15 protein-coding genes and 2 tRNA genes are annotated in these 19,794 nt (G+C 54.8%); 13 read left to right on the top strand and 4 right to left on the bottom strand.

All coding sequences use genetic code 11. The features are described 5' to 3' along the window. Nucleotides 1-21 precede the first annotated feature (21 nt). Nucleotides 22-2,556: an ATP-binding cassette domain-containing protein gene (locus HMPREF9156_RS0103500; protein ID WP_007147414.1), complete on the top strand. Its 2,535-nt coding sequence runs from the start codon at nt 22-24 to the stop codon at nt 2,554-2,556. Between the two features lie 74 nt (nt 2,557-2,630). On the opposite strand, the gene HMPREF9156_RS0103490 is transcribed toward HMPREF9156_RS0103500, so the two are convergent. Both HMPREF9156_RS0103490 and HMPREF9156_RS0103485 read right to left on the bottom strand, forming a co-directional pair. Further along, nucleotides 2,631-3,824, bottom strand: a complete 1,194-nt coding sequence (locus tag HMPREF9156_RS0103490) for an SLC13 family permease (protein ID WP_007147413.1) — start codon at nt 3,822-3,824, stop codon at nt 2,631-2,633. 31 nt (nt 3,825-3,855) lie between these two features. Beyond that, a tRNA-Arg gene (locus HMPREF9156_RS0103485) sits at nt 3,856-3,929 on the bottom strand. A gap of 150 nt (nt 3,930-4,079) precedes the next feature. Between HMPREF9156_RS0103485 and HMPREF9156_RS0103480 the strand changes: the two genes are divergently transcribed. The 11 genes from HMPREF9156_RS0103480 (at nt 4,080) to HMPREF9156_RS0103430 (ending at nt 16,859) form a co-directional block, all read left to right on the top strand. Further along, the gene (locus tag HMPREF9156_RS0103480) at nt 4,080-5,471 is read left to right on the top strand and encodes an alpha/beta fold hydrolase (RefSeq protein ID WP_007147412.1); all 1,392 of its coding nucleotides are present in this window, start codon (nt 4,080-4,082) and stop codon (nt 5,469-5,471) included. A gap of 97 nt (nt 5,472-5,568) precedes the next feature. Further along, nucleotides 5,569-6,654, top strand: coding sequence for a redox-regulated ATPase YchF (gene ychF, locus HMPREF9156_RS0103475; protein ID WP_007147411.1), 1,086 nt, complete (start codon nt 5,569-5,571; stop codon nt 6,652-6,654). 402 nt (nt 6,655-7,056) lie between these two features. Next, on the top strand, nt 7,057-7,659 hold the full coding sequence (gene pth, locus HMPREF9156_RS0103470; RefSeq protein WP_007147410.1) for an aminoacyl-tRNA hydrolase: 603 nt from the start codon (nt 7,057-7,059) through the stop codon (nt 7,657-7,659). Then, nucleotides 7,646-11,335: a transcription-repair coupling factor gene (gene mfd / locus HMPREF9156_RS0103465; protein ID WP_007147409.1), complete on the top strand. Its 3,690-nt coding sequence runs from the start codon at nt 7,646-7,648 to the stop codon at nt 11,333-11,335. The genes pth and mfd overlap by 14 nt, the downstream gene beginning before the upstream one ends. A 71-nt stretch (nt 11,336-11,406) precedes the next feature. Then, on the top strand, nt 11,407-12,702 hold the full coding sequence (gene eno / locus HMPREF9156_RS0103460) for a phosphopyruvate hydratase (protein WP_007147408.1): 1,296 nt from the start codon (nt 11,407-11,409) through the stop codon (nt 12,700-12,702). Between the two features lie 124 nt (nt 12,703-12,826). Next, the gene (locus tag HMPREF9156_RS0103455) at nt 12,827-13,597 is read left to right on the top strand and encodes an FtsB family cell division protein (RefSeq protein WP_017147458.1); all 771 of its coding nucleotides are present in this window, start codon (nt 12,827-12,829) and stop codon (nt 13,595-13,597) included. Nucleotides 13,598-13,793: 196 nt separating this feature from the next. Next, on the top strand, nt 13,794-14,447 hold the full coding sequence (locus tag HMPREF9156_RS0103450; RefSeq protein ID WP_231198090.1) for a DUF501 domain-containing protein: 654 nt from the start codon (nt 13,794-13,796) through the stop codon (nt 14,445-14,447). 94 nt (nt 14,448-14,541) lie between these two features. Next, nucleotides 14,542-15,537, top strand: a complete 996-nt coding sequence (locus HMPREF9156_RS0103445) for a Ppx/GppA phosphatase family protein (protein ID WP_007147405.1) — start codon at nt 14,542-14,544, stop codon at nt 15,535-15,537. A 54-nt stretch (nt 15,538-15,591) separates the two neighbouring features. Further along, nucleotides 15,592-15,678: transfer RNA gene (locus tag HMPREF9156_RS0103440), tRNA-Leu, on the top strand. A 146-nt stretch (nt 15,679-15,824) separates the two neighbouring features. After that, complete coding sequence (locus tag HMPREF9156_RS0103435; RefSeq protein ID WP_007147404.1) at nt 15,825-16,238, top strand: FKBP-type peptidyl-prolyl cis-trans isomerase; 414 nt, start codon at nt 15,825-15,827, stop codon at nt 16,236-16,238. 135 nt (nt 16,239-16,373) lie between these two features. Continuing rightward, complete coding sequence (locus tag HMPREF9156_RS0103430) at nt 16,374-16,859, top strand: GreA/GreB family elongation factor (protein WP_007147403.1); 486 nt, start codon at nt 16,374-16,376, stop codon at nt 16,857-16,859. Nucleotides 16,860-16,913: 54 nt separating this feature from the next. Here HMPREF9156_RS0103430 and trhA read toward each other — a convergent pair whose 3' ends face one another. Next, nucleotides 16,914-17,849 (bottom strand): PAQR family membrane homeostasis protein TrhA, encoded by a 936-nt coding sequence (gene trhA, locus HMPREF9156_RS0103425; protein WP_007147402.1) that lies wholly within the window; start codon nt 17,847-17,849, stop codon nt 16,914-16,916. A 111-nt stretch (nt 17,850-17,960) separates the two neighbouring features. On the opposite strand from trhA, the gene HMPREF9156_RS0103420 reads away from it, so the two are divergent. Further along, nucleotides 17,961-19,460: a sensor histidine kinase gene (locus HMPREF9156_RS0103420; RefSeq protein WP_017147457.1), complete on the top strand. Its 1,500-nt coding sequence runs from the start codon at nt 17,961-17,963 to the stop codon at nt 19,458-19,460. Nucleotides 19,461-19,502: 42 nt separating this feature from the next. On the opposite strand, the gene HMPREF9156_RS0103415 is transcribed toward HMPREF9156_RS0103420, so the two are convergent. After that, nucleotides 19,503-19,772, bottom strand: a complete 270-nt coding sequence (locus tag HMPREF9156_RS0103415) for a WhiB family transcriptional regulator (RefSeq protein ID WP_007147400.1) — start codon at nt 19,770-19,772, stop codon at nt 19,503-19,505. Nucleotides 19,773-19,794: the final 22 nt, after the last annotated feature.

Raw genomic sequence — 19,794 nt, 5'->3', positions numbered from 1 at the left:
TCAGCCCGGGGATTTGGAACCATGGCGCAGCCTTGCTCAATAGTATTCTCCGATTGGGGGTACCGGCCCGCCCTGCGCTGGCAGTGGGCCGTCCGCCATCTTAGCCTGACCATAGATGCCGGGGAGCGTGTGCTCCTTATGGGGGCTTCCGGCATAGGGAAATCGACTATCCTGCAGGCTACGGCAGGGTTTTTAGGTACATCGTGCAGGGCCGGGGCAGATGATAAGGGGCTGCAGGGCCGGCGCGCAGCATCCCTGGATGCGCTGCCGGATGAAGATGGCGGCATAGGGGAGGGCAGCATCCTTATTGACGGGAAGCCCCCCACAGAATCAATAGGGCGCTGCGGCCTGGTGCTGCAGGATCCGGAGGCGCAGACGGTTTTTGAGCGGGCGGCGGATAATGTGGCGTTCGGCCCTGAGAACATGGGTGTGGAACGCAGCAGGATAACGCAGCGCGTCCGTACGGCTATGGAGGAAACGGGCCTCGGCAGCGTGCAATGGCACAGGCAGGCAGCGCATTTAAGCGGAGGGCAGGCTCAGAGGCTTGCGCTTGCAGGGGTCCTGTCCATGCGGCCCGATGCCCTGCTTCTTGATGAACCGGCATCAATGATCGATCCTGCCGGAGTACGCAGCCTGGTGCATGCTATCCGTACTGTTTTAGATGCTGAAAACCCAACTATGCTCCTTGTGGAGCATAAAGCTGATGAATGGCTGGATATTATTACCCGGGTAGTTGTTCTCGGCAGTGACGGCGGCTCAACGGCTATTGCTGCGGACGGCGCCCCGGATGATGTTTTTGGCGGGCATCTTCAGGAACTGGATGATCTGGGGGTGTGGATCCCGCAGCGGTACAGGAAGAAACCGTACCTTAATGCCAAAGATACCAAAGATACAGGTACCCATACCGCTGCCGGCAGCGCAGCTATGGGCAGCCCTGCTGCGCCTGATGCTTCAGCGGACCGGCCCGCTCTGTGTGCCGATATCGCCCTTACTGCCGAAGACCTTGCGATCGGATACAACAGCATCCCCATTGCTGAGCATATCAGCTGCGCGTTCCGGTCCAGCGAGATCACTGCGCTGACCGGTGACAATGGCTCCGGAAAATCGACGCTGGCCCTCACTCTGGCGGGGCTGCTTGAACCGGTATCCGGTACGGTAACAGCAGGCAGGCTTGTCCAGGGGGATTTAGGGTCCTCGGATCCCGCAGGCTGGGGATCGCCTGACCTTGCCCAAAGGATCCAGTATGTGTTCCAGAACCCTGAACATCAGTTTGCAGCGGGGACAGTGCTGGGAGAAGTCCTGCTGTCGATTGGCAGCGAGCCTCAGGGAAGCGCGGCAGCGAAAGCGCACAGCCTTTTGGAGCGGTATGGGCTGGACGGCCTGTCTGCAGCTAATCCGTATACCCTGTCCGGAGGGCAGAAGCGGAGGCTTACTGTCGCGGCGGCGCTTGCAGCCGAACCCGAAGTCCTGATCCTGGATGAGCCTACATTCGGGCAGGACCGTAAGACGTGGGAATATATGGTCGATATGATCTCAGGCCTCAGGGACCAGGGGAAGTGCATTGTCGTTGTCACCCATGACGAAGAGTTCATTGAACGTATCGGTGCGCGTGTGATCCGGCTGCAGCCTGTTGGCCTGGGCGCAGGCAGCCCGGGGGCGGATCCGCCAGGTATGGGGTGTCCGGATGCAGGCCATGCGCCTCATACCGCCTGCGCAGATACAGGGATACCGCAGACTATCGGCGTTACCCCTCAGCGGCAGCGCTGTGAAGAGGAGAAACGGTCCAGCCCTTCAAAAATTATTGCATCCATCAATCCTGCTGTCCGTCTCCTGGGGGCACTGGTATTGTGCCTGCTGATGGTCATAAGCCTTGATATTGTTTCTTCTTCAGTGGCATGCTTCCTTGTTTTTGTATCCCTCACCGCGGCGAAATACGGGATACGGGAGATAATCCGGCGGACATGGATCATTTTTCTTGGGTCTGCAGCATCGGCAGTATCCGTGCTCCTGTATGGGCAGGTGTCCGGGCAGGTCTATGCACACTGGGGGATCATAACGGTTTCACAGGGGTCGGTTATGCTTGCGCTGGCAACCGCACTGCGCATTATTGCTATAGGCGTCCCTGCAATTGCCCTGATATCGGGTATTGATCCCACCGGCCTGGCTGACGCTTTCTCACAACAGTTCCATTTGCCTGACCGCTTCGTCTACGGCGGGCTGGCAGGGATGCGTCTGTTCTCAGTTATTTCAGACGACTGGGCTGCCCTGTCCCTATCGCGCAGGTCACGCGGGATCGGCGGGAAATCCAGAACAGCAGATTTTATATCCCAAAGTTTTGCCCTCCTGGTCCTTTCCATACGGCGGTCAACATCCCTGTCAACTGCAATGCAGGCGCGCGGATTCGGCGGATATCGCAAAAGGTCCCATTGGAGGCTGAGCACTGTACATAAACGGGATTACGTGTATATTGCGCTATGCATTGCGATACCCGTACTTGCGCTGATTACAGCATGGTTTGCAGGTACATTCACCTTCATGGGGCATGTTAATGCCTGAAGGCATATTAGAAGGGATATACGGGCGTGTTTTTTTTGAAAGGGGAAGGGAAAAGAAAAGAAGGAAGGGGAAGGCTAAAGGATCAGATGGGCAGCAGTAAGCAGGATCGCAAGGAAAATGATATTGGTAACAGTATAGACGCCGAGGTATTTCCCCTTCTGGTCCGGATATTTCCCAGTAACTGCCTTGAACGAAACAAGGGATGCCATTGAAGCGATAAGTGTCCCCATACCGCCGAGGTTCGTCCCGACGATAAGCTCTTTCCATGCCGAAGAGAAGTTGGAGAGCAGGAGTGTTGAAGGGACGTTGCTGATAAGCTGGCTTGCACCTACGGATACATCAAGGGGATCGATCTGCACAAGATGCGCAGCCAGTGTATAGAATTCCGGTACCCGCTTCATATTCCCGATGAAGATAAAGAACGCGATGAAGGTGAGGGGAAGCCCCCAGTCCACGTGGAAGAAGGCACGGCGGTCGCAGAACATGAAAGCTGCAAAGCAGATCACTACCATAGCCCACATGGGTATAAAGCCGGCCACTTCCAAAGTACACACAACAAACAGGGCGATATAGACACCCAGCCGCCATCCTCCGTAGCCAGCACCGTATCCGATGATGCGGATCTCATCAGGGGCTTCCGTATCGGGATGCGGGGCAAGGATATTACGTTCAATGGTGTCTGCATCCAGCCCCTCAAAACCGGGTATAGGCTTGCTGCTGAAGAAGATGAATGTTGCAATAACAAGCAGGACCGCTGCTATGCCTGAGTATGGCGCCATGATGAGGATAAAATCGCCCATCGGCATATTTGTTTTTGCCTTCAGATAAAGGTTATGCGCGTTGCCGATAGGGGTAAGCATGCTTCCGAGGTTCGCCCCAAGCGTCATAAGGGTCACCGCAAGGACTGTCTTGTCTTCCATCCCGGCCATGATCATAACCGCAATAGCAAAGGGGACGAAAGTCACCAGAGCTACATCATTTGTAATGAACATGCTGGAGAAAAAGGTGAGGCTGATAAAAATCAGTACCAGCAGCCGCGGTGTGCGGGCGTGGCTCAGCATTTTTGCACCTATGATGCGGAAAACACCTATCCTCTGGAGCCCCGCCACTACGAGCATCAGGCATACGAGCTGGGCAATGGTATGTGTGTGTATGTATCCCAGATACTGGCTGTCCGGATGGACAATAAAACAAGATATGATCGCAAGGATAGCGGCGATAACGAGTATAGTTTCCCGCTTAAGCGTCTGCCTGATCCAGCGTCTCATCGCATCCTCCATGGAAAGTGCAACTAAAACGTGGCCCCAATCAGATTCGAACTGACGACCTTGAAATTAGAAGTTTCCTGCTCTATCCAGCTGAGCTACGGGGCCGCAGTACCATGAGCGGGCAACGGTGTGATGCGCACTCAGACACTGCTTATATCCTATCAAAATCGTGCAACATCGGGTGTCGCAGGGCGGCCCGCCTGATAAGGGCCCTTCTTGCCGGTATTGAGCCTGCTGTGCTTTATACTGGGGTTTATGACGCTTTTGGATTCTTATTATGTGCCGGGCCTGTATGTTGAAGACCATTCTGTTGATGTGCCTTTAGACTGGGGCGGTGCGGACGGCATCACTGCGGACAGTACCGGTATCCCAGGCGGTGCAGGCAGCGGGCTGAAACTGTTTTACCGGACAGTGTGTGCAGCTGGGCGTGCGCATGATGACATGCCGCTTCTCCTTTTCCTGCAGGGAGGCCCGGGCGGTGCAGGTCCCCGTCCGTACAGCGCAGATTCGGTCCCGTGGCTTGCTGAAGCCGTTAAACACTACCGTGTTGTCCTTCCTGACCAGCGCGGCACAGGCAGGTCTTCACGTATCGATTCCCATGCCATGCAGCGTTTTGCCGGCGATCCGCGCGCCGGTGCGGACTATCTCCATCATTTCCTGGCGGATTCGGTCATCAGGGATTTTGAGTATCTGCGCCGGTCTGAATTCGGCGGCGTGCAGTGGACGACTTTAGGCCAGTCATACGGCGGGTTCCTTACCCTCACCTATCTGTCGCTGTACCCTGAGGCTGTGCAGGCATCGTTTATTACCGGCGGCGTTATGCATATCCCCGGTGATCCGAAAGAAGTATATGAGCATACAGTGCCACGCATGTATGAAAAGACCCAGCAATATTATAGCCGCTATCCGCAGGATATAAAACGTATAAATATAATTGCTGATTATATTTCGTCCTATGACGTCCGGCTGCCTAATGGTGATCCGTTCACAGTGAGGCGGCTGCAGATGCTGGGCGGCGATTTCGGTATGAAGCCGGGTTTTGAACGCATGCATTGGACTATCGACGGGGCGCTCGCCGGCCTGGACGGAAGTGTGCCTGAGGGTCCCGGGCATGCGGGGGATATCCAGCTGTCTGACGGGTTCCTCCAGGAAGTCCTGAGCCTTACTTCCTCATATGCAAGCCCTCTGTACTGGCCTCTGCAGGAGTTCATCTATCAGAATGGGGACTGTGCTCCGGCAGGATGGGCAGCTTCGCATGTTATTGGTTCAGACCCCCGGTTCAGCACGGATGCGCGCCCTCTGGCTTTCATCGGGGAGGCCGCACTCCCTGAAATGTTTGAAGAGGACAGTTCGCTGAAACCGTTCCGGGATCCCGTTAACCTTATGATGTCTGACACCCATTGGGGTACGATCTATGATGCCGCCCAGCTCGCAGCCAACGAGGTGCCGCTGCGGTGCGCCGTATATTTTGATGACATGTATGTGGACAGTTCCCTGCAGCTTGATACGCTGAGCCGCGTAGGCAATTCGCATGCGTGGGTGACCAACCGGTACGAGCATGACGGCGCGAGGGCTTCGGCCGATGTTTTTGCGCACCTGTATCAGGAAGCAATGGATCACGGTGATTTAGACAGGCAGCGGCAGTAAGGCCGTCAGCAGACGATGGTGAAGGCATAGCTGCTGGACCGCTTTTGTTATCGTTGCGCCTCAGCCTTCGTCATCCCTCAACCCTAAACTGAAAAGCATGTCTCTTACCATTGGAATCGTTGGCCTGCCCAATGTAGGCAAATCGACCCTTTTTAACGCTTTGACGCGCAATAATGTGCTTGCGGAAAACTACCCTTTTGCCACCATTGAGCCTAATACGGGCATCGTCCCGCTCCCGGATACCCGGCTGCCTGTCCTCGCGAAGCTGGTGGGTTCCAATAAGATCGTTCCTGCAACAGTGACGTTTGTGGATATCGCGGGCATCGTCAAAGGCGCATCCGAAGGTGAAGGGCTGGGGAACCAGTTCCTGGCGAATATCCGCGAGGCTGACGCGATCTGTGAAGTGACCCGCGTTTTTTCCGATGATGATGTTATCCACGTTAACGGGGCCGTAGACCCTGCGTCAGATATCGGGACGATCAACACCGAGCTGATCCTTGCTGACCTGCAGACTGTTGAGAATGCCATCCCCAGGCTTGAAAAGGACCTGCGCGGCAAAAAAGTCAGACCGGAATATGTTGATGCCGTTAAGGAGGCGAAGGGAATACTTGAGGCAGGAGAGACTATCGACCATGCATCCCGTGAAGGGAAAATCAGCAAGGAAGATATTCGTGACCTCCAGCTGCTGACCGCAAAACCATTTATTTATGTGTTCAATATGGATGATGATGAGCTTGCCGACAGCGCACTCAGGGAGAAGCTCACGGCAGAGGTTGCCCCTGCACAGGCAATATTCCTCAACGCGCAGTTTGAATCCGACCTTACTGAACTTGATGAAGCTGATGCGCGTGAAATGCTTGCCGATGCAGGGCTGAACGAATCCGGCCTGGACCAGCTTGCCCGTGCAGGGTTTGATACGCTTGGGCTCCAAACCTTCCTGACTGCAGGGGAAAAAGAGGTGCGCGCATGGACTATCCGCAAAGGATGGACTGCGCCGAAAGCTGCCGGTGTTATCCATACAGATTTTGAGCGCGGGTTCATCAAGGCTGAAGTAGTTTCATACGATGACCTGGTTGCCGCCGGTTCCTACCCGAAAGTGCGCGAGGAAGGCAAGATGCGCCTTGAAGGCAAGGACTACATCATGCAGGATGGTGATGTGGTCGAGTTCAAGTTCAATGTATAAGGAACGTAAGAAACATTATAGGGCAGGCAGCTCCAGGAAAAAACAAAGGCCCGGTGATTAGCCGGGCTGTTTAGAGAGAAGGAGAGAGAAGAAAGGTTTAAGTTATCAAGAGGAAACTCTTGGCCAGCGAGGTTACTTTTTTGCTGGTGTTTATTATTAAAAGCCCCCAAGCTTAACACTCTCTTGGCGTTTTTCTGAAAATAGGCTGAGAATGCATACTGTGCTGAAAATATATGCTGTCGCGGCGACTATGCTTGAATAGCTGGGTATGATATGTAATTATGTAGTACAGTGCCGTTGAAGGATTTCGGTTGCTCCGGCCGTCAACAGTCCGTCCGATTGATAGAATGTATGGGCGTATTATTGGTATTGATTGTGATATGGGGTATGGCGGGTAAAAGAATGGCATCTGATTTCTGGCTTATTGCAGGTTTGGGGAATCCCGGCAAAAAATATGAGGGGACACGGCATAACATGGGTTTTATGTGTGCCGACCTTCTGGCGGAACGGTGGTCCGTTTCATTCAGCGACCATAAAGGACTTGCGCTGCTTGGCAAAGGGGTGATGTCGCTGGACGGCGCGGCCCAGAAGTTTTTCCTTGCAAAACCCCTGACTTTTATGAATGATTCCGGCAATGCGGTTGCTTCGATAAGTGCGTACTACGGTATCCCTGAAAACCGGATAGTGGTGGTCCACGATGATATGGATCTGGAGTTCGGCCGTATCAAAACCAAGAACGGCGGCTCCCCGGGCGGGCACAACGGAATCAAGTCGATAGACAAGTCGCTCGGTACTGCTGATTATAACCGTGTGCGCATGGGGGTAGGGCATTCCCGGCGCGGATCGCATGCGCATGATAATGCCATCAGCTGGGTCCTGGGCGGTTTTAACGCTTCACAGAAACAGCAGCTTGACAGTTTTATAGCGGATGCTGCCGATGCTGCGGAAATGATAATTTTCAAGGGTATTGAGAAGACCCAGGAGCAGTTCAATGGCAGAAGATAAAGATGCTGCCGGTACTGCCCCAGGCGGCGCCCCGGTTCTTAACGGTACTCTGGCGCCGCTTATCCCCGCCCTTTTCCGCGACACTGCTTTTGCCCAGCTGGCAGAAGACGGATCAGGTTTTTCCCTTGTAGGGACTCCTGCAGGGATACGCCCTGCGCTTGCAGCTGCAGCAGCAGAAGGGATGCCTGCGCCTGGAGCCGATTCTGCCGGCGGCAGCGAGACAGGCAGCGATAGCGGATCCGGGAGGCCTGTTGTTATTGTGGTGCCTTCAAACCGCGAAGCGCAGGACATGGTTGGGTCAGTACGGTCATGGTATAGCGGTGACCCTGGGGATATCGGCTCTATAACGGATTGGGAGACCCTGCCGCATGAGCGGCTTTCCCCGCGGGCGGATACGGTTGCCCGCCGCATGTCAGTTTTCCGCAGGCTGGCCCATCCGGTAGAAGGGTCATCATTGTTCGGGCCGCTGAAAGTAATAGCAGTGCCTGTGCGCTCGCTTATCCAGCCCGTGGTGCGGGGCATACAGGATGTGGAACCGCTGGTTTTCACGGCAGGCGGACAGATGGGCCTGGACCGGGCGGCCAGCCGCCTCGTGGAAAATGCCTATACGCGCACAGACCTGGTGATGGACCGCGGAGAATTCGCGGTGCGCGGAGGCATCCTTGATATTTTCCCTCCCACAGCTGCGCACCCCGTGCGCATTGATTTCTTTGGCGATGACATAGACAGCATACATGCTTTCCACGCTTCAGACCAGCGCACATTCGGCGAAAATATACGCCAGATATGGGCGCCTGCCTGCCGGGAACTGCAGCTGACGGAGAGTGTGCGCCGCAGGGCGGAAGCGCTGGCCGGTTCGATCCCTAATGCGGATGACATGCTGGAATCTATTGCGCGGGGAGTACCCGTAGAAGGGATGGAATCGCTGATCCCGGCGCTTATCGATGACATGATGCCGGTATATTCGCTGTTTCCCCGGGACGCTGTCATTATGTTCAGCGATGTGGAAAGGCTGAAGCGTGCCGCACAGGATCTGGCAAAAACAGCTAATGAATTCATGGCAGCAGGCTGGCATGCGGCGGCGGGCGGCCAGGGTGCGGGCGCGCCCATCAGTTTCGACAAGTCCAGCTTCATGGATTTTGATGAAGTGCACAGTGCCCTCCGGCTTACCCATAAATCGTGCTGGGACTTGTCGAGCTTAGGTGTAGACAGTTCGGTTGGCGGGCACGCCCGGCTCGCGGCAGTGCCGCCGGAAGAATACCGCGGCGATGAGGCCAGGGCAGCGGGGGGTATTGCAGCACTGCGCGAGCGCGGCATAGCCGTCACCGTGACCGCCGCCGCCCGCGGCACGCTCAGCCGCCTTAAACGTGTTGCCGCTGCAGCGGATATCACTGGCCTGGATTTCGCACTCTCTATGGCGTCTGACGGTTTCATAGACGAGGAGGCTAAAACCGCCATCCTAACGGAACGGGATATAACCGGACATTCCAGCGCAGCTTCCCAGGTCCGCACGCCCGCGCGCCGCCGCAAAGCCATTGACATTATGGAACTGAAAAAGGGCGATTATGTTGTCCATGAGCAGCACGGCATAGGCCGTTTTGTGGAAATGGCCCGGCGCCCTGTCCGCCCGGCGGGGCTGTCCGGGCGGGGGATACCCGCCCAGCCGCTATCACAGCTATCCCGGCCGCTCCAGCCATCCCGGCCTGCCCAGGCGTTCCGGGAATACCTTGTTATCGAATATGCCCCAGGCAAGCGGGGTGCGGCGCCTGACAAGCTCTATATCCCCACAGACCAGCTTGACCTTATCAGCAAATATATTGGTGCGGAGATCCCGAAACTCAATAAGCTGGGCGGGTCCGACTGGGCTGCTACAAAAGCCAGAGCACGCAAAAAAGTCAGGGAGATAGCCCAGGATCTTGTCAAACTGTATGCTGCACGCCAGCGTACAGCAGGCTTTGCTTTCAGCCCTGATACCCCATGGCAGCATGAGCTTGAAGAAGCATTCCCCTACCAGGAAACGCCCGACCAGCTGACAACGATTGACGAGGTCAAGGCCGACATGGAGAAACCCGTCCCCATGGACCGCCTTATCTGCGGTGATGTCGGCTTCGGCAAAACCGAGATCGCTGTGCGGGCGGCCTTCAAAGCCATACAGGATTCAAAACAGGTTGCAGTGCTTGTGCCTACTACCCTCCTGGCGCAGCAGCACTATGAAACATTTACAGAACGTTATGAAGGCTTCCCTGTAACAGTAAAAATGCTCAGCCGGTTCCAGACATCGAAAGAAAGCGCTGAAACAGCCAAAGGCCTTGAAGACGGCAGCGTTGACCTGGTTATCGGAACGCATAAGCTGCTCAACCCTAAAATCAAGTTCAAGGATCTGGGGCTTGTGATCATTGATGAAGAACAGCGTTTCGGTGTAGAACATAAAGAGACCCTGAAAGCCCTGCGCACCAATGTGGATGTCCTCAGCCTGTCTGCAACGCCTATCCCGCGTACGCTGGAGATGGCGGTCACAGGGATCCGCGAAATGTCTACGCTGGCGACCCCTCCGGAAGACCGCCTGCCTGTCCTTACTTATGTGGGTGTATATGAGGATGCCCAGGTGGCTGCAGCAGTGCGGCGTGAACTTTTGCGTGGAGGACAGGTATTCTATGTGCATAACCGTGTCCAGGATATTTCCGCGATCGCTTCGCATATTCGGGAGCTCGTTCCTGAAGCCAGGATCGGCATTGCCCACGGGAAGATGGGGGAGAAGCAGCTGGATACTATTATCAGAGATTTCTGGCATCGGGATATCGATGTGCTTGTATGTACAACTATCGTGGAAACAGGGCTGGATATTTCCAATGCCAATACCCTTATCGTTGACCGTGCCGACCGCTTCGGACTGTCCCAGCTCCATCAGCTGCGCGGCCGGGTAGGCAGGGGCAGGGAACGCGCTTACGCTTATTTCCTCTATGATCCCGCAAAAGCTATGACACAGATGGCACATGACCGCCTGTCAACTATTGCGCAGAACACTGCTTTGGGCGCCGGGTACGATGTTGCCATGAAAGACCTGGAGATCCGCGGGACGGGCAACCTGCTTGGAGGCGAGCAGTCCGGGCATATCGAAGGGGTCGGGTTTGACCTTTACGTCCGCATGGTATCTGATGCTGTGCAGGATTATAAGGAGCCTGAGCGTACAGAGGCTGTATCAACGTCCATCGACCTTCCGGTCGAGGCGTCCATCCCCGAAGATTACATCGGTTCAGATAAGCTGCGCCTGGAAGCCTACCGCAAGATCGCTTCAGCGCATTCTCAGGATGATTTTGCCGATATACGGGATGAGCTTACTGACCGTTACGGTGCACCTCCCCAGTCGCTGGACCTGCTGTTTGATGTTGCGCGGCTGCGTATGCGCGCCAGGGCCATGGGGATAACCGATATGATCGCCCAGGGGAAGAATATCAGGGTTGTTGGCTATGATCCGAAAGATTCCGTGCTGCTCAGGCTGAAGCGTATTTATAAAACTGTCCAGTACAGGCCTTCCATACATACTGTGATCATCCCCGCACCTTTCCAGGGCACCTTTGATTCAGCGCCCATGGATCCCCAGGAGGTCATCAGCTGGACAGGCCAGCTGCTTGATGACCTGTCATGGCATGCCCCGGCTGTAAAAAATACCCTGTAACACGTTTACGAAACGTCCAGAAAATCGAGTAATCTTAGGATTGTTCACACAACCAGACAAAAGGAGTAGTTGTGGCAATTATTGAAAGTATTTATGCACGTGAGATCCTTGATTCCCGTGGTAATCCTACTGTAGAAGTCCTTCTGGAAACCGACGACGGTGCACTGGGGCATGGCCTTGTCCCTTCAGGCGCTTCTACCGGTGAAGCTGAGGCATGGGAGCGCCGCGACGGCGATAAGTCCCGTTACCAGGGCAAGGGCGTGCTTGATGCTGTTAAGGCTGTAAATGAAGAGATCGCCCCAAAGGTCATCGGTATGGACGCCACTGACCAGCGCGCTCTTGATGAAACCATGATCGAGCTTGACGGTACCCCGAATAAGGGCCGCCTTGGCGCAAACGCTATCCTCGGCGTATCCCTTGCTGCCCTGTATGCGTCGGCAGAGTCTGCTGACCTGCCTCTGTACCGTTACATTGGCGGCACCAATGGGCATATCCTCCCCGTACCGAACATGAATATTATGAATGGCGGTGCCCATGCCGATTTCGCTACCGACATCCAGGAGTATATGATCTCCCCGTACGGGTTCGATTCCTATCATGAGGCCCTGCGCGCAGGTGTTGAAGTCTATCACACGCTGAAAAGCGTCCTGAAGAAGGATGGCCTTGCCACAGGCCTTGGCGATGAGGGCGGCTTTGCACCGAAGATGAAGTCCAATGAGGACTCCCTCAAGTATATTATCAACGCTATTGAAGCTGCCGGATATGAGCCGGGCAGGCAGATCGGCATCTGCCTTGATGTTGCTTCCTCCGAGTTCTATAACAAGGAAACCGGCAAGTACCATTTTGACGGTGAAGACCGTGATTCCGCATACATGCTTGATTTCTATGAGAAGCTTGTTGACGAGTATCCAATCGTATCAATTGAAGATCCGTTCCAGGAAGAAGGCTGGGAAGACTGGGCTGCCATAACCCAGCGCCTTGGCGGCCGCCTCCAGTTCGTTGGCGATGACCTGCTTGTTACCAACCCGAAGCGTCTGCAGAAGGGTATTGATATGGGCGCTGCCAACTCCCTGCTTGTCAAGCTCAACCAGATCGGCACTGTGACTGAGACCCTGGATGCTATTGAGCTTGCCACCCGCAACGGTTTCACCTCCATGGTTTCCCACCGTTCAGGCGAAACCCCGGATACAACGATTTCTGACCTTGCTGTTGCCAAGAATACCGGCCAGATCAAGACCGGCGCACCTGCCCGCGGTGAGCGTATCGCAAAGTACAACCGCCTCCTCGAGATTGAAGAGGAGCTCGGTTCTACAGCACAGTATGCAGGGTACAGTGCTTTCAAAGCCTGCAGGAAGTATGCCGGCTGAGGGTTGCCGCTTGGCTGCCTTAAGGCTGCCAACTGAAGGCTCTTAAGGCTGAAGTCCGTAAAAGTAATACCCGCCCTTCTCCACGTCGAGTTGGACGGGTATTTTTGTATATATGGTTTTGCGTATGCCTTCACAGGAAAGCAGGTTTTTGGGGGACAGGGGCGGCTCTTCCGACCCGTCCCGCAAACCCCGTAAAAGCCACCGGAACGGCATTTTGGGCAGGCTGGCTGGACAGCGCAGGTGTACCGGGAAAGATGGCCGCACCGGGCGGGATAAGGGTACCGGGCCGGATACACAGCCCGGACGTTCCCCGCGCAGGGACTCCTTACGGAGGGAAAATATGCGTGAATCGCAGGGATCCCGCGGCGCCGGCAGTTCCCCTATGTCCAGGGCGGCTTACTCAATAAAGCAGAACGGCCCTATCTCATTTTTCGCGGCTCTGATAATCGTGATTTTCTGCCTTATTCAGCTGTTTACGACAGTACAGCTGTACGTTAAAAGCACGTCTGAGCTGAGTTCCCTCAAGGTACAGGAGGCAAGCCTGGCCGCCAGGAAGGCAGGCCTGGAAAATGAGATATCGCGGTGGAACGATAAGGCTTATGTGGTGGCGCAGGCACGTGAGCGCCTGGGATTCGTGTATCCCGGCGAGCAGTCTATCATCCTTGAAAATTCAAAGCATAAAACAGGGCCTTCAGCTTCAGGCAGCAGCAACGTACCATCGTCATCAGCAGCTTCATCCGGGCAGAAACTTCCCTGGTACAAAGAGATGCTGTATTCCATGCAGAAGGCAGATACGACAGATACTAAGGGAAATAATGACGGTTCAAAGCCCTCTGACCGCATTCCCAGCCAGGAAGAGCAGCAGCGCTGGCTGAACAGGCGTAACCGGCATTAACGGCATGGTTGGTTGCCGGCTGCGGCGGGGCAGTATTGGGATAAGTAATATAAGTAATATGCGTAGTGGGCAGTAATATGGCAAGGCAGGACCGGGGAACACAGTGGATACAGCAGGCATAACAGATACAGGCGGCAGTATCGCTGCTGAGGGGCAGGCCGGTATTTTTGCCCTTAGGGCGAAGACTGCTGAAAAACTGTGCGATTCTCTTCTTGCCGGGCCTCTTAGGCAATGTGATATCAATGAGGTTGAACGGCAGCTGGGACGGTATCCCCGAGGTATGGTGGCAGTTGGTGCCAGGTGTGTGTGCGGCCGTCCGCTTGTTACGGTGACCCGCCCGTTGCTGGATGGGAAAATACCTTTTCCAACAACGTTTTATCTCACCTTTCCCGCAGCAGCAAAGGCAATTTCCAGGGTTGAAGCGTCGGGGAAAATGGCTGAATTCACTGCCCTTCTTCAGGGCGAGGGCAGCTTTGGCTGCTCCGGCAGTACGGGCAGGTCTGACGATCATGGCAAACCTGATGGTTCCTTACGCTCCGGCGGCACCGGCAGTACAGGAAATCCCGGAAGCCCAGATCCCGGGATAGTGCAGAGCTATCGTGAAGCCCATAAACTCTATCTTATTTTCAGGCATCATCTGGCTCAAAAGCTTGGCGACAGCGAAGGACATATTTCCGGGATCAGTGCGGGAGGGATGCCTGAACGGGTCAAATGTCTGCATGCGCTGGCAGCCCAGAGCCTTGTCATGGGCAGGGGGGTAAATCCTTTCGGGGATATTGTCCTGGACCTTATTGCCGGCGAATTTGATCCGTCGGTGTGCAGGTGTTCCGGGCATAGTATAGAATCGTGACGCTGTGGTGCATGGTATCAGTATGCCAATATGTAAAACAGCATACAATGCAGAATAAGAATAAGTAACTTAGCATATCTGAGCAGGGGAAAATATGGCTGTAACTGTTGCCGGCATTGATTGCGGCACTAACTCGATCCGGCTGATGGTCGCCCGTGTGGATGGGACGGGTGTTACCGTCCTTGTGCCGCGTATCATGCGGGTAGTAAGGCTCGGCCAGGGTGTGGATAAAACCCGCCGGTTCAGCCAGGATGCCCTGCAGCGTACTTTTGCAGCTATTGATGAATTTGCCCGTATCCTTAACGGCTACGATCTTGACGGTATCCGGTTTGTGGCTACAAGCGCGACGCGGGATGCCAGGAACCGCAATGAATTTGAAGATTACGTATACAGCAGGCTTGGCGTACGCCCCGATGTCATTCCGGGCGAAGAGGAGGCACGGCTGAGCTTTCTCGGTGCTACTTCCGTAGTCGATACATCTGCCCATCAGGCACCGTACCTGGTGATGGATCTTGGCGGCGGATCCACTGAACTTGTGCTTGGCGGGGATGGGCGCAGTGTCCCGGTCACTGATGTTTCCCAGGCGTATTCCATGGATACAGGGTCGGTACGTATAAGCGAGAGGCATCTCCTCTCAGACCCTCCTGATGACGGGCAGATCGCCCGGGCTGCAGACGATGTGAACGCTGCTATTGATACGGCGTGTGCGGCAGTGGATATTTCCCGGACCGGGACATTCATCGGGGTCTCAGGCACAGTGACCACTATGGCTTCAGTCGCTCTGGGGCTCAGCACATATGACCGCGATGCCGTAGACGGTGCGCTGCTAGATATCAGCAGGATATATGAAGCGGACAGCGCAGTCCTCCATATGGACCGCGCTCAGCGGGGCAGCCTCGGCGTTATCCATCCGGGAAGGCTTGATGTTATTGGGGCCGGTGCTTTGATCTTCACCGAGGTCCTTAAACGTGTATCCCTTTCTGTCCAAAGCCGGGGCAGGGAACTCAGCACTGTTATGGTCAGCGAGCACGGGCTTCTTGACGGCATTGTCAGGGATCTGGGCATAAAACTGCTCGCAGGAAAAGGCTAGGCCTGGCCTTGTGGCATAATAGGTGGGTGCCTCGCGGCTTTGGCCATGCGGCATGCCCCGGTGGCGGAATCGGTAGACGCAGCGGACTTAAAATCCGCCGACCTTAAAGTCTTGCGGGTTCAAGTCCCGCCCGGGGCACCAGGAGCAGAGGTGGCTGTGCCGGACCGGAAGGCCCGCAGTACGGCCACCTCTGTTGTGTAAAAGCTGAAAAGCTGCAGAAGCAGTCCCGGCACCGCAGGATTGCAGGAAAGTAATAAGTTAAGCTGAGATATAAAGGCAGGAGTATTATGGATGCATCAGATATGCCTCAGGTGAACGCTGAATTCGGCAGCATGCCTGTGATCACATTCCCGTCCCCGGAAGCGCCTGCAGGGCTTCGCGGGCTGGAAATAACCGAGGGGGACGGCCCTGTAGTCCGTAAAGGGGACAGGGTCACTGTGAATTATCACGGTGTTGTCTGGGGCAAAGACACTCCTTTTGATTCGAGTTTCTCCCGCCATCAGCCGGCTTCTTTCGGCATTGGGATAGGACAGGTTATCCGCGGGTGGGACCAGCTCGTTCCGGGGCATAACGTCGGCTCCCGGCTGATCGTTTCCATCCCGCCCGAGTACGGCTACGGCAGGAACGGCATGCCGGCTGCCGGCATAGGGGGCGGCGATACGCTCGTGTTCGTTATTGATATCATTTCCACGTCCCGGTAAAGTTCCGCCCGGGATAACCGCAATACCGCGGTCGCGGGGTTGGTCTCAGGATTTGACAGCAAAGGCCTGCGGGCCTGATGCAGTTTTTGCCCGCAGTATAGCTACGTAGCATAAGTTTGAATTTAGGAGGTTATTATGCCGCAGGATAAGGTCTATATGCTGACTCAGGAAGCATACGACAAGATGAAGGAAGAGCTTGCCTACCGTGAAGGCGAACTTCGCGAAGAGATCAAAGAAAAAATTGCGGCGGCACGCGCGGAAGGCGATCTCAGTGAGAACGGCGGATACCAGGCTGCCAGGGAGGCACAGAGCAAGAACGAGGGGCGTATACAGGAGCTCACAGTTAAACTCCGTGATTCAGAAATACTGAAAGCCCCCAAAGCAGGTAAAGTGGGCCCGGGATCGGTTGTCACCCTTGATATTGCCGGGCGTGAGATGGTTTATGTCCTGGGATCGCATGATCTGGCTGTTGCTACAGATTATGACATCATCAGCCCGGAATCGCCTATCGGTGCTGCAGTCAACGGACGGAAAAAAGGCGATACGGTAACGTATTCTGCCCCCAACGGGCGTGAGATCACTGTTACTGTAAAAGATTCCAGGCCGCTGAGATCTGAATAGCAATAGCATAAGGCTGGAGCGGGGCAGTCCCGTACGGCTCCGTCAGCTTCGCGCTTACATCATTGAAACTGCTACGAAGTATATAGCGACGGTGTGGCATGCGAACCCTGCAACGGTACCGATATGGAATATCTCATGGAAACCGAAAACCATGGGCCAGGGGTCAGGCTTGCGCAGCAGATATGCTATAGCCCCCAGTATGTAGCATGCCCCTCCTGCTACAACAAGCCAGACTACAGCCGGACCAGCATGCGGGGAAAGCCAGAAAAGGCGCAGGTATGCTACTCCGGATACACCGAAAATAATGTAGATAACCGTATACAGCCAGCGCGGGGCATTGATCCATACAACATGTATCAGCAGCGCAATACCGGTGAATATCCACATAGTCAGTATGATGGTATTCCTCCATCCCGGTGACAGTGCGAATGACACAGGGGTGTATGTCCCTGCTATAAGAAGGAAGATATTGACATGGTCGATGCGGCGCAGGATATCGGTAGTTTTTTCCGGCCAGTCCCCAATATGGTAAAGCGCTGAATTGCCGAAAAGGATAAGCGAGCTTGCCATAAACACGGCGCATGCCCATTTGAGCCCTGCACCCGGAGCCAGGCAGATAAGGACGATCCCAGCTGCCAGTGCCAGAGGGGCTGCCACAAGATGTATCCATCCGCGCATAAGGGGTTTAGGACGGCCGTGGACATCCAGGCGTACTTTTTTCTTATACGTCCCCTGTGCTTTCTGCTCTATAACGCTCGCTTTATATTCGCCTTTTGCAAGTATCCGGGCAGTTTTTGCCTTGGCCCGTGCACGGATGGCATCTGCTTTGGCCTGTTCTTTGGCTATACGGGCCAGCAGGACTTGCTGGACGGCAGCAGAGCTTACTTCAGGTATATCCTGGCTGTCCCCGTCCTTAGAGGTACCAGGGCGGCTGCCGCATTGCCCTGATTTTTTACCGGTCCCGGTCCGGACATCATCGGTGCTCTTCATAACTGTTGCTCCTTAATCATCTTCTTTAAGTGTAATCAGGGATATGACGTACACAGCCGTAATGAAGTTATATCGGGTCGCCCGATAGCGCCGCGTTTGTACAATATGGGTATGACAGATTTTACCAGTGTATTTGCGCGGAGCGCTTCGCTGACTAACGAGGATAAAGGCTGGCTCCGCCGTATCCTTGAAGACTGGCAGGTCATCGCTGACCTGAGTTTTGCTGATCTTATGCTTGTTATACCGATCGAAGAGAATAATGTGGCCCAGCTGGTGATTGCGGCCCAGTGCAGGTCATCGACCGTTGTTTCACGGCAGGTAGACGATATGGTAGGCAGGCATCTTCCTGCAGCCCTGGTACCTTCTGTTATGGATGCGCTCAACGGCGTCGGCAACGGGGATGTTGACCATTACCGCATGGTTGATACTGCAACCGTGTGTGATGACTTCCTTGCTGTAAAGCGGCAGGACAGGATCCTCGGCGTGATCATACGCGAGACGAATATGATAATGCGCCTGGCAAATGGGCATTATGAATCAGAAAGCATCCATGTGGGACGGGAACTTTTTGATATGATAGGCGAGGGGACTTTCCCCTATACCGATGACCTTATGTCGAAGCAGCGGCATGACCCGCGGGTATCTGACGGTTTTCTTGTTTTATCCGCAGAAGGGGTTGTCGAGTATGCAGCTCCTAACGCTGTCAGCTGCTTCAGGAGGCTGGGCGTTGTAACGAATGTTATCGGCAGATATCTGAGCGAATTCATTACTGAACAGTTCCGCGAGAATGATAAAGTCCCTGAATCCCTTCCGGGCGTGCTTGCGGGCAAATTCTTTGCTGATTCTGAAATAACGACCCCTACTGCTTCTATTGCGCTGCGGTGCTTCCCGCTTTTTAAGAAAGGGGAGCGCACAGGGGCGGTGATCCTGTGCCGTGATGTTACAGAAGTGCGGCGCCGGGAGATGGAGCTGGAAACGAAGGAAGCCACCATAGCAGAAGTGCATCACAGGGTCAAAAACAACCTGCAGGCGGTGTCATCCCTCCTCAGGCTGCAGTCGCGCAGGACGAAAAATGAAGAAGTACGCAAAGAGCTTCAGGAAGCCCAGCGCAGGCTTGAAACCATTGCTGTTGTCCATGAGGGGCTGAGCCAGACCGCCGATGAGGTAGTTGATTTTGACGCTGTGATTTCACAGATACTGCGGCTGGCTGTTGAAGTGGCAAGTACCGATGAGCAGGAAATCAAGTTATCGTACCTTGGGCAGTTTGGCATGATGCCTGCACAGGATGCGACCCCGCTGTCCCTTGTACTCACGGAGCTGGTGACTAATTGCGTCGAGCATGGTTTTAAAAACCGGAAAGAAGGGAATATCCGTATTTCTGTCGGCAGAAGCGGGAAAAGCCTTAATGTTGTTGTGGAAGATGACGGCAACGGCCTTGAAACTGAAGTTGATGATAAAGGTAAAAACCCGCGGGAATCAGGTTCAGGACTGGGCACTCAAATCGTCAATACCTTTGTAACGAATGACTTTGGCGGCACTATCCGCTGGAGTGCAAACCATCCCCATGGTACACGGGTTGATATCAGCATGAAGCTGCGTGCGGCAGAGTAGCCGGGAATCCGGGATGTGCCGGATGTGCAGCTTTATGCGGATCTACTGCATATGCATACTCCGGCGTGCCCGCATATACTTACGCTTGAGTGCACGGCGCTCATCCTCGCTGTATCCGCCCCATACCCCGTAATCCTGGTTGGTATCCAGTGCAGTTTTCAGGCATTCGTCTACGACTTCGCATGTCCTGCACACTGCTTTTGCCTCTTCGATCTGCTGGAGCGCAGGGCCTGTATTGCCGACTGGGAAGAAGAGCTCAGGGTCTTTATCCCGGCATGCAGCTTTCGCGCGCCAATCTTGTGAACTACTCACAGATACCTCCTAAAAATCACCT

It is taken from the genome of Scardovia wiggsiae F0424 (assembly GCF_000269605.1).
Taxonomy (GTDB): Bacteria; Actinomycetota; Actinomycetes; order Actinomycetales; family Bifidobacteriaceae; genus Scardovia; species Scardovia wiggsiae.
This window is presented reverse-complemented; position numbering and strand designations above follow the sequence as displayed.

Excerpts from the sequence above, each read along its gene's own strand:
- HMPREF9156_RS0103500 (WP_007147414.1), top strand. The coding sequence starts at position 22 with ATGGCGCAGCCTTGCTCAATAGTATTCTCCGATTGGGGGTACCGGCCC.
- HMPREF9156_RS0103490 (WP_007147413.1), bottom strand. The coding sequence starts at position 3,824 with ATGAGACGCTGGATCAGGCAGACGCTTAAGCGGGAAACTATACTCGTT.
- HMPREF9156_RS0103480 (WP_007147412.1), top strand. The coding sequence starts at position 4,080 with ATGACGCTTTTGGATTCTTATTATGTGCCGGGCCTGTATGTTGAAGAC.
- ychF (WP_007147411.1), top strand. The coding sequence starts at position 5,569 with ATGTCTCTTACCATTGGAATCGTTGGCCTGCCCAATGTAGGCAAATCG.
- pth (WP_007147410.1), top strand. The coding sequence starts at position 7,057 with ATGGCATCTGATTTCTGGCTTATTGCAGGTTTGGGGAATCCCGGCAAA.
- mfd (WP_007147409.1), top strand. The coding sequence starts at position 7,646 with ATGGCAGAAGATAAAGATGCTGCCGGTACTGCCCCAGGCGGCGCCCCG.
- HMPREF9156_RS0103455 (WP_017147458.1), top strand. The coding sequence starts at position 12,827 with ATGCCTTCACAGGAAAGCAGGTTTTTGGGGGACAGGGGCGGCTCTTCC.
- HMPREF9156_RS0103445 (WP_007147405.1), top strand. The coding sequence starts at position 14,542 with ATGGCTGTAACTGTTGCCGGCATTGATTGCGGCACTAACTCGATCCGG.
- HMPREF9156_RS0103435 (WP_007147404.1), top strand. The coding sequence starts at position 15,825 with ATGGATGCATCAGATATGCCTCAGGTGAACGCTGAATTCGGCAGCATG.
- HMPREF9156_RS0103430 (WP_007147403.1), top strand. The coding sequence starts at position 16,374 with ATGCCGCAGGATAAGGTCTATATGCTGACTCAGGAAGCATACGACAAG.
- trhA (WP_007147402.1), bottom strand. The coding sequence starts at position 17,849 with ATGAAGAGCACCGATGATGTCCGGACCGGGACCGGTAAAAAATCAGGG.
- HMPREF9156_RS0103420 (WP_017147457.1), top strand. The coding sequence starts at position 17,961 with ATGACAGATTTTACCAGTGTATTTGCGCGGAGCGCTTCGCTGACTAAC.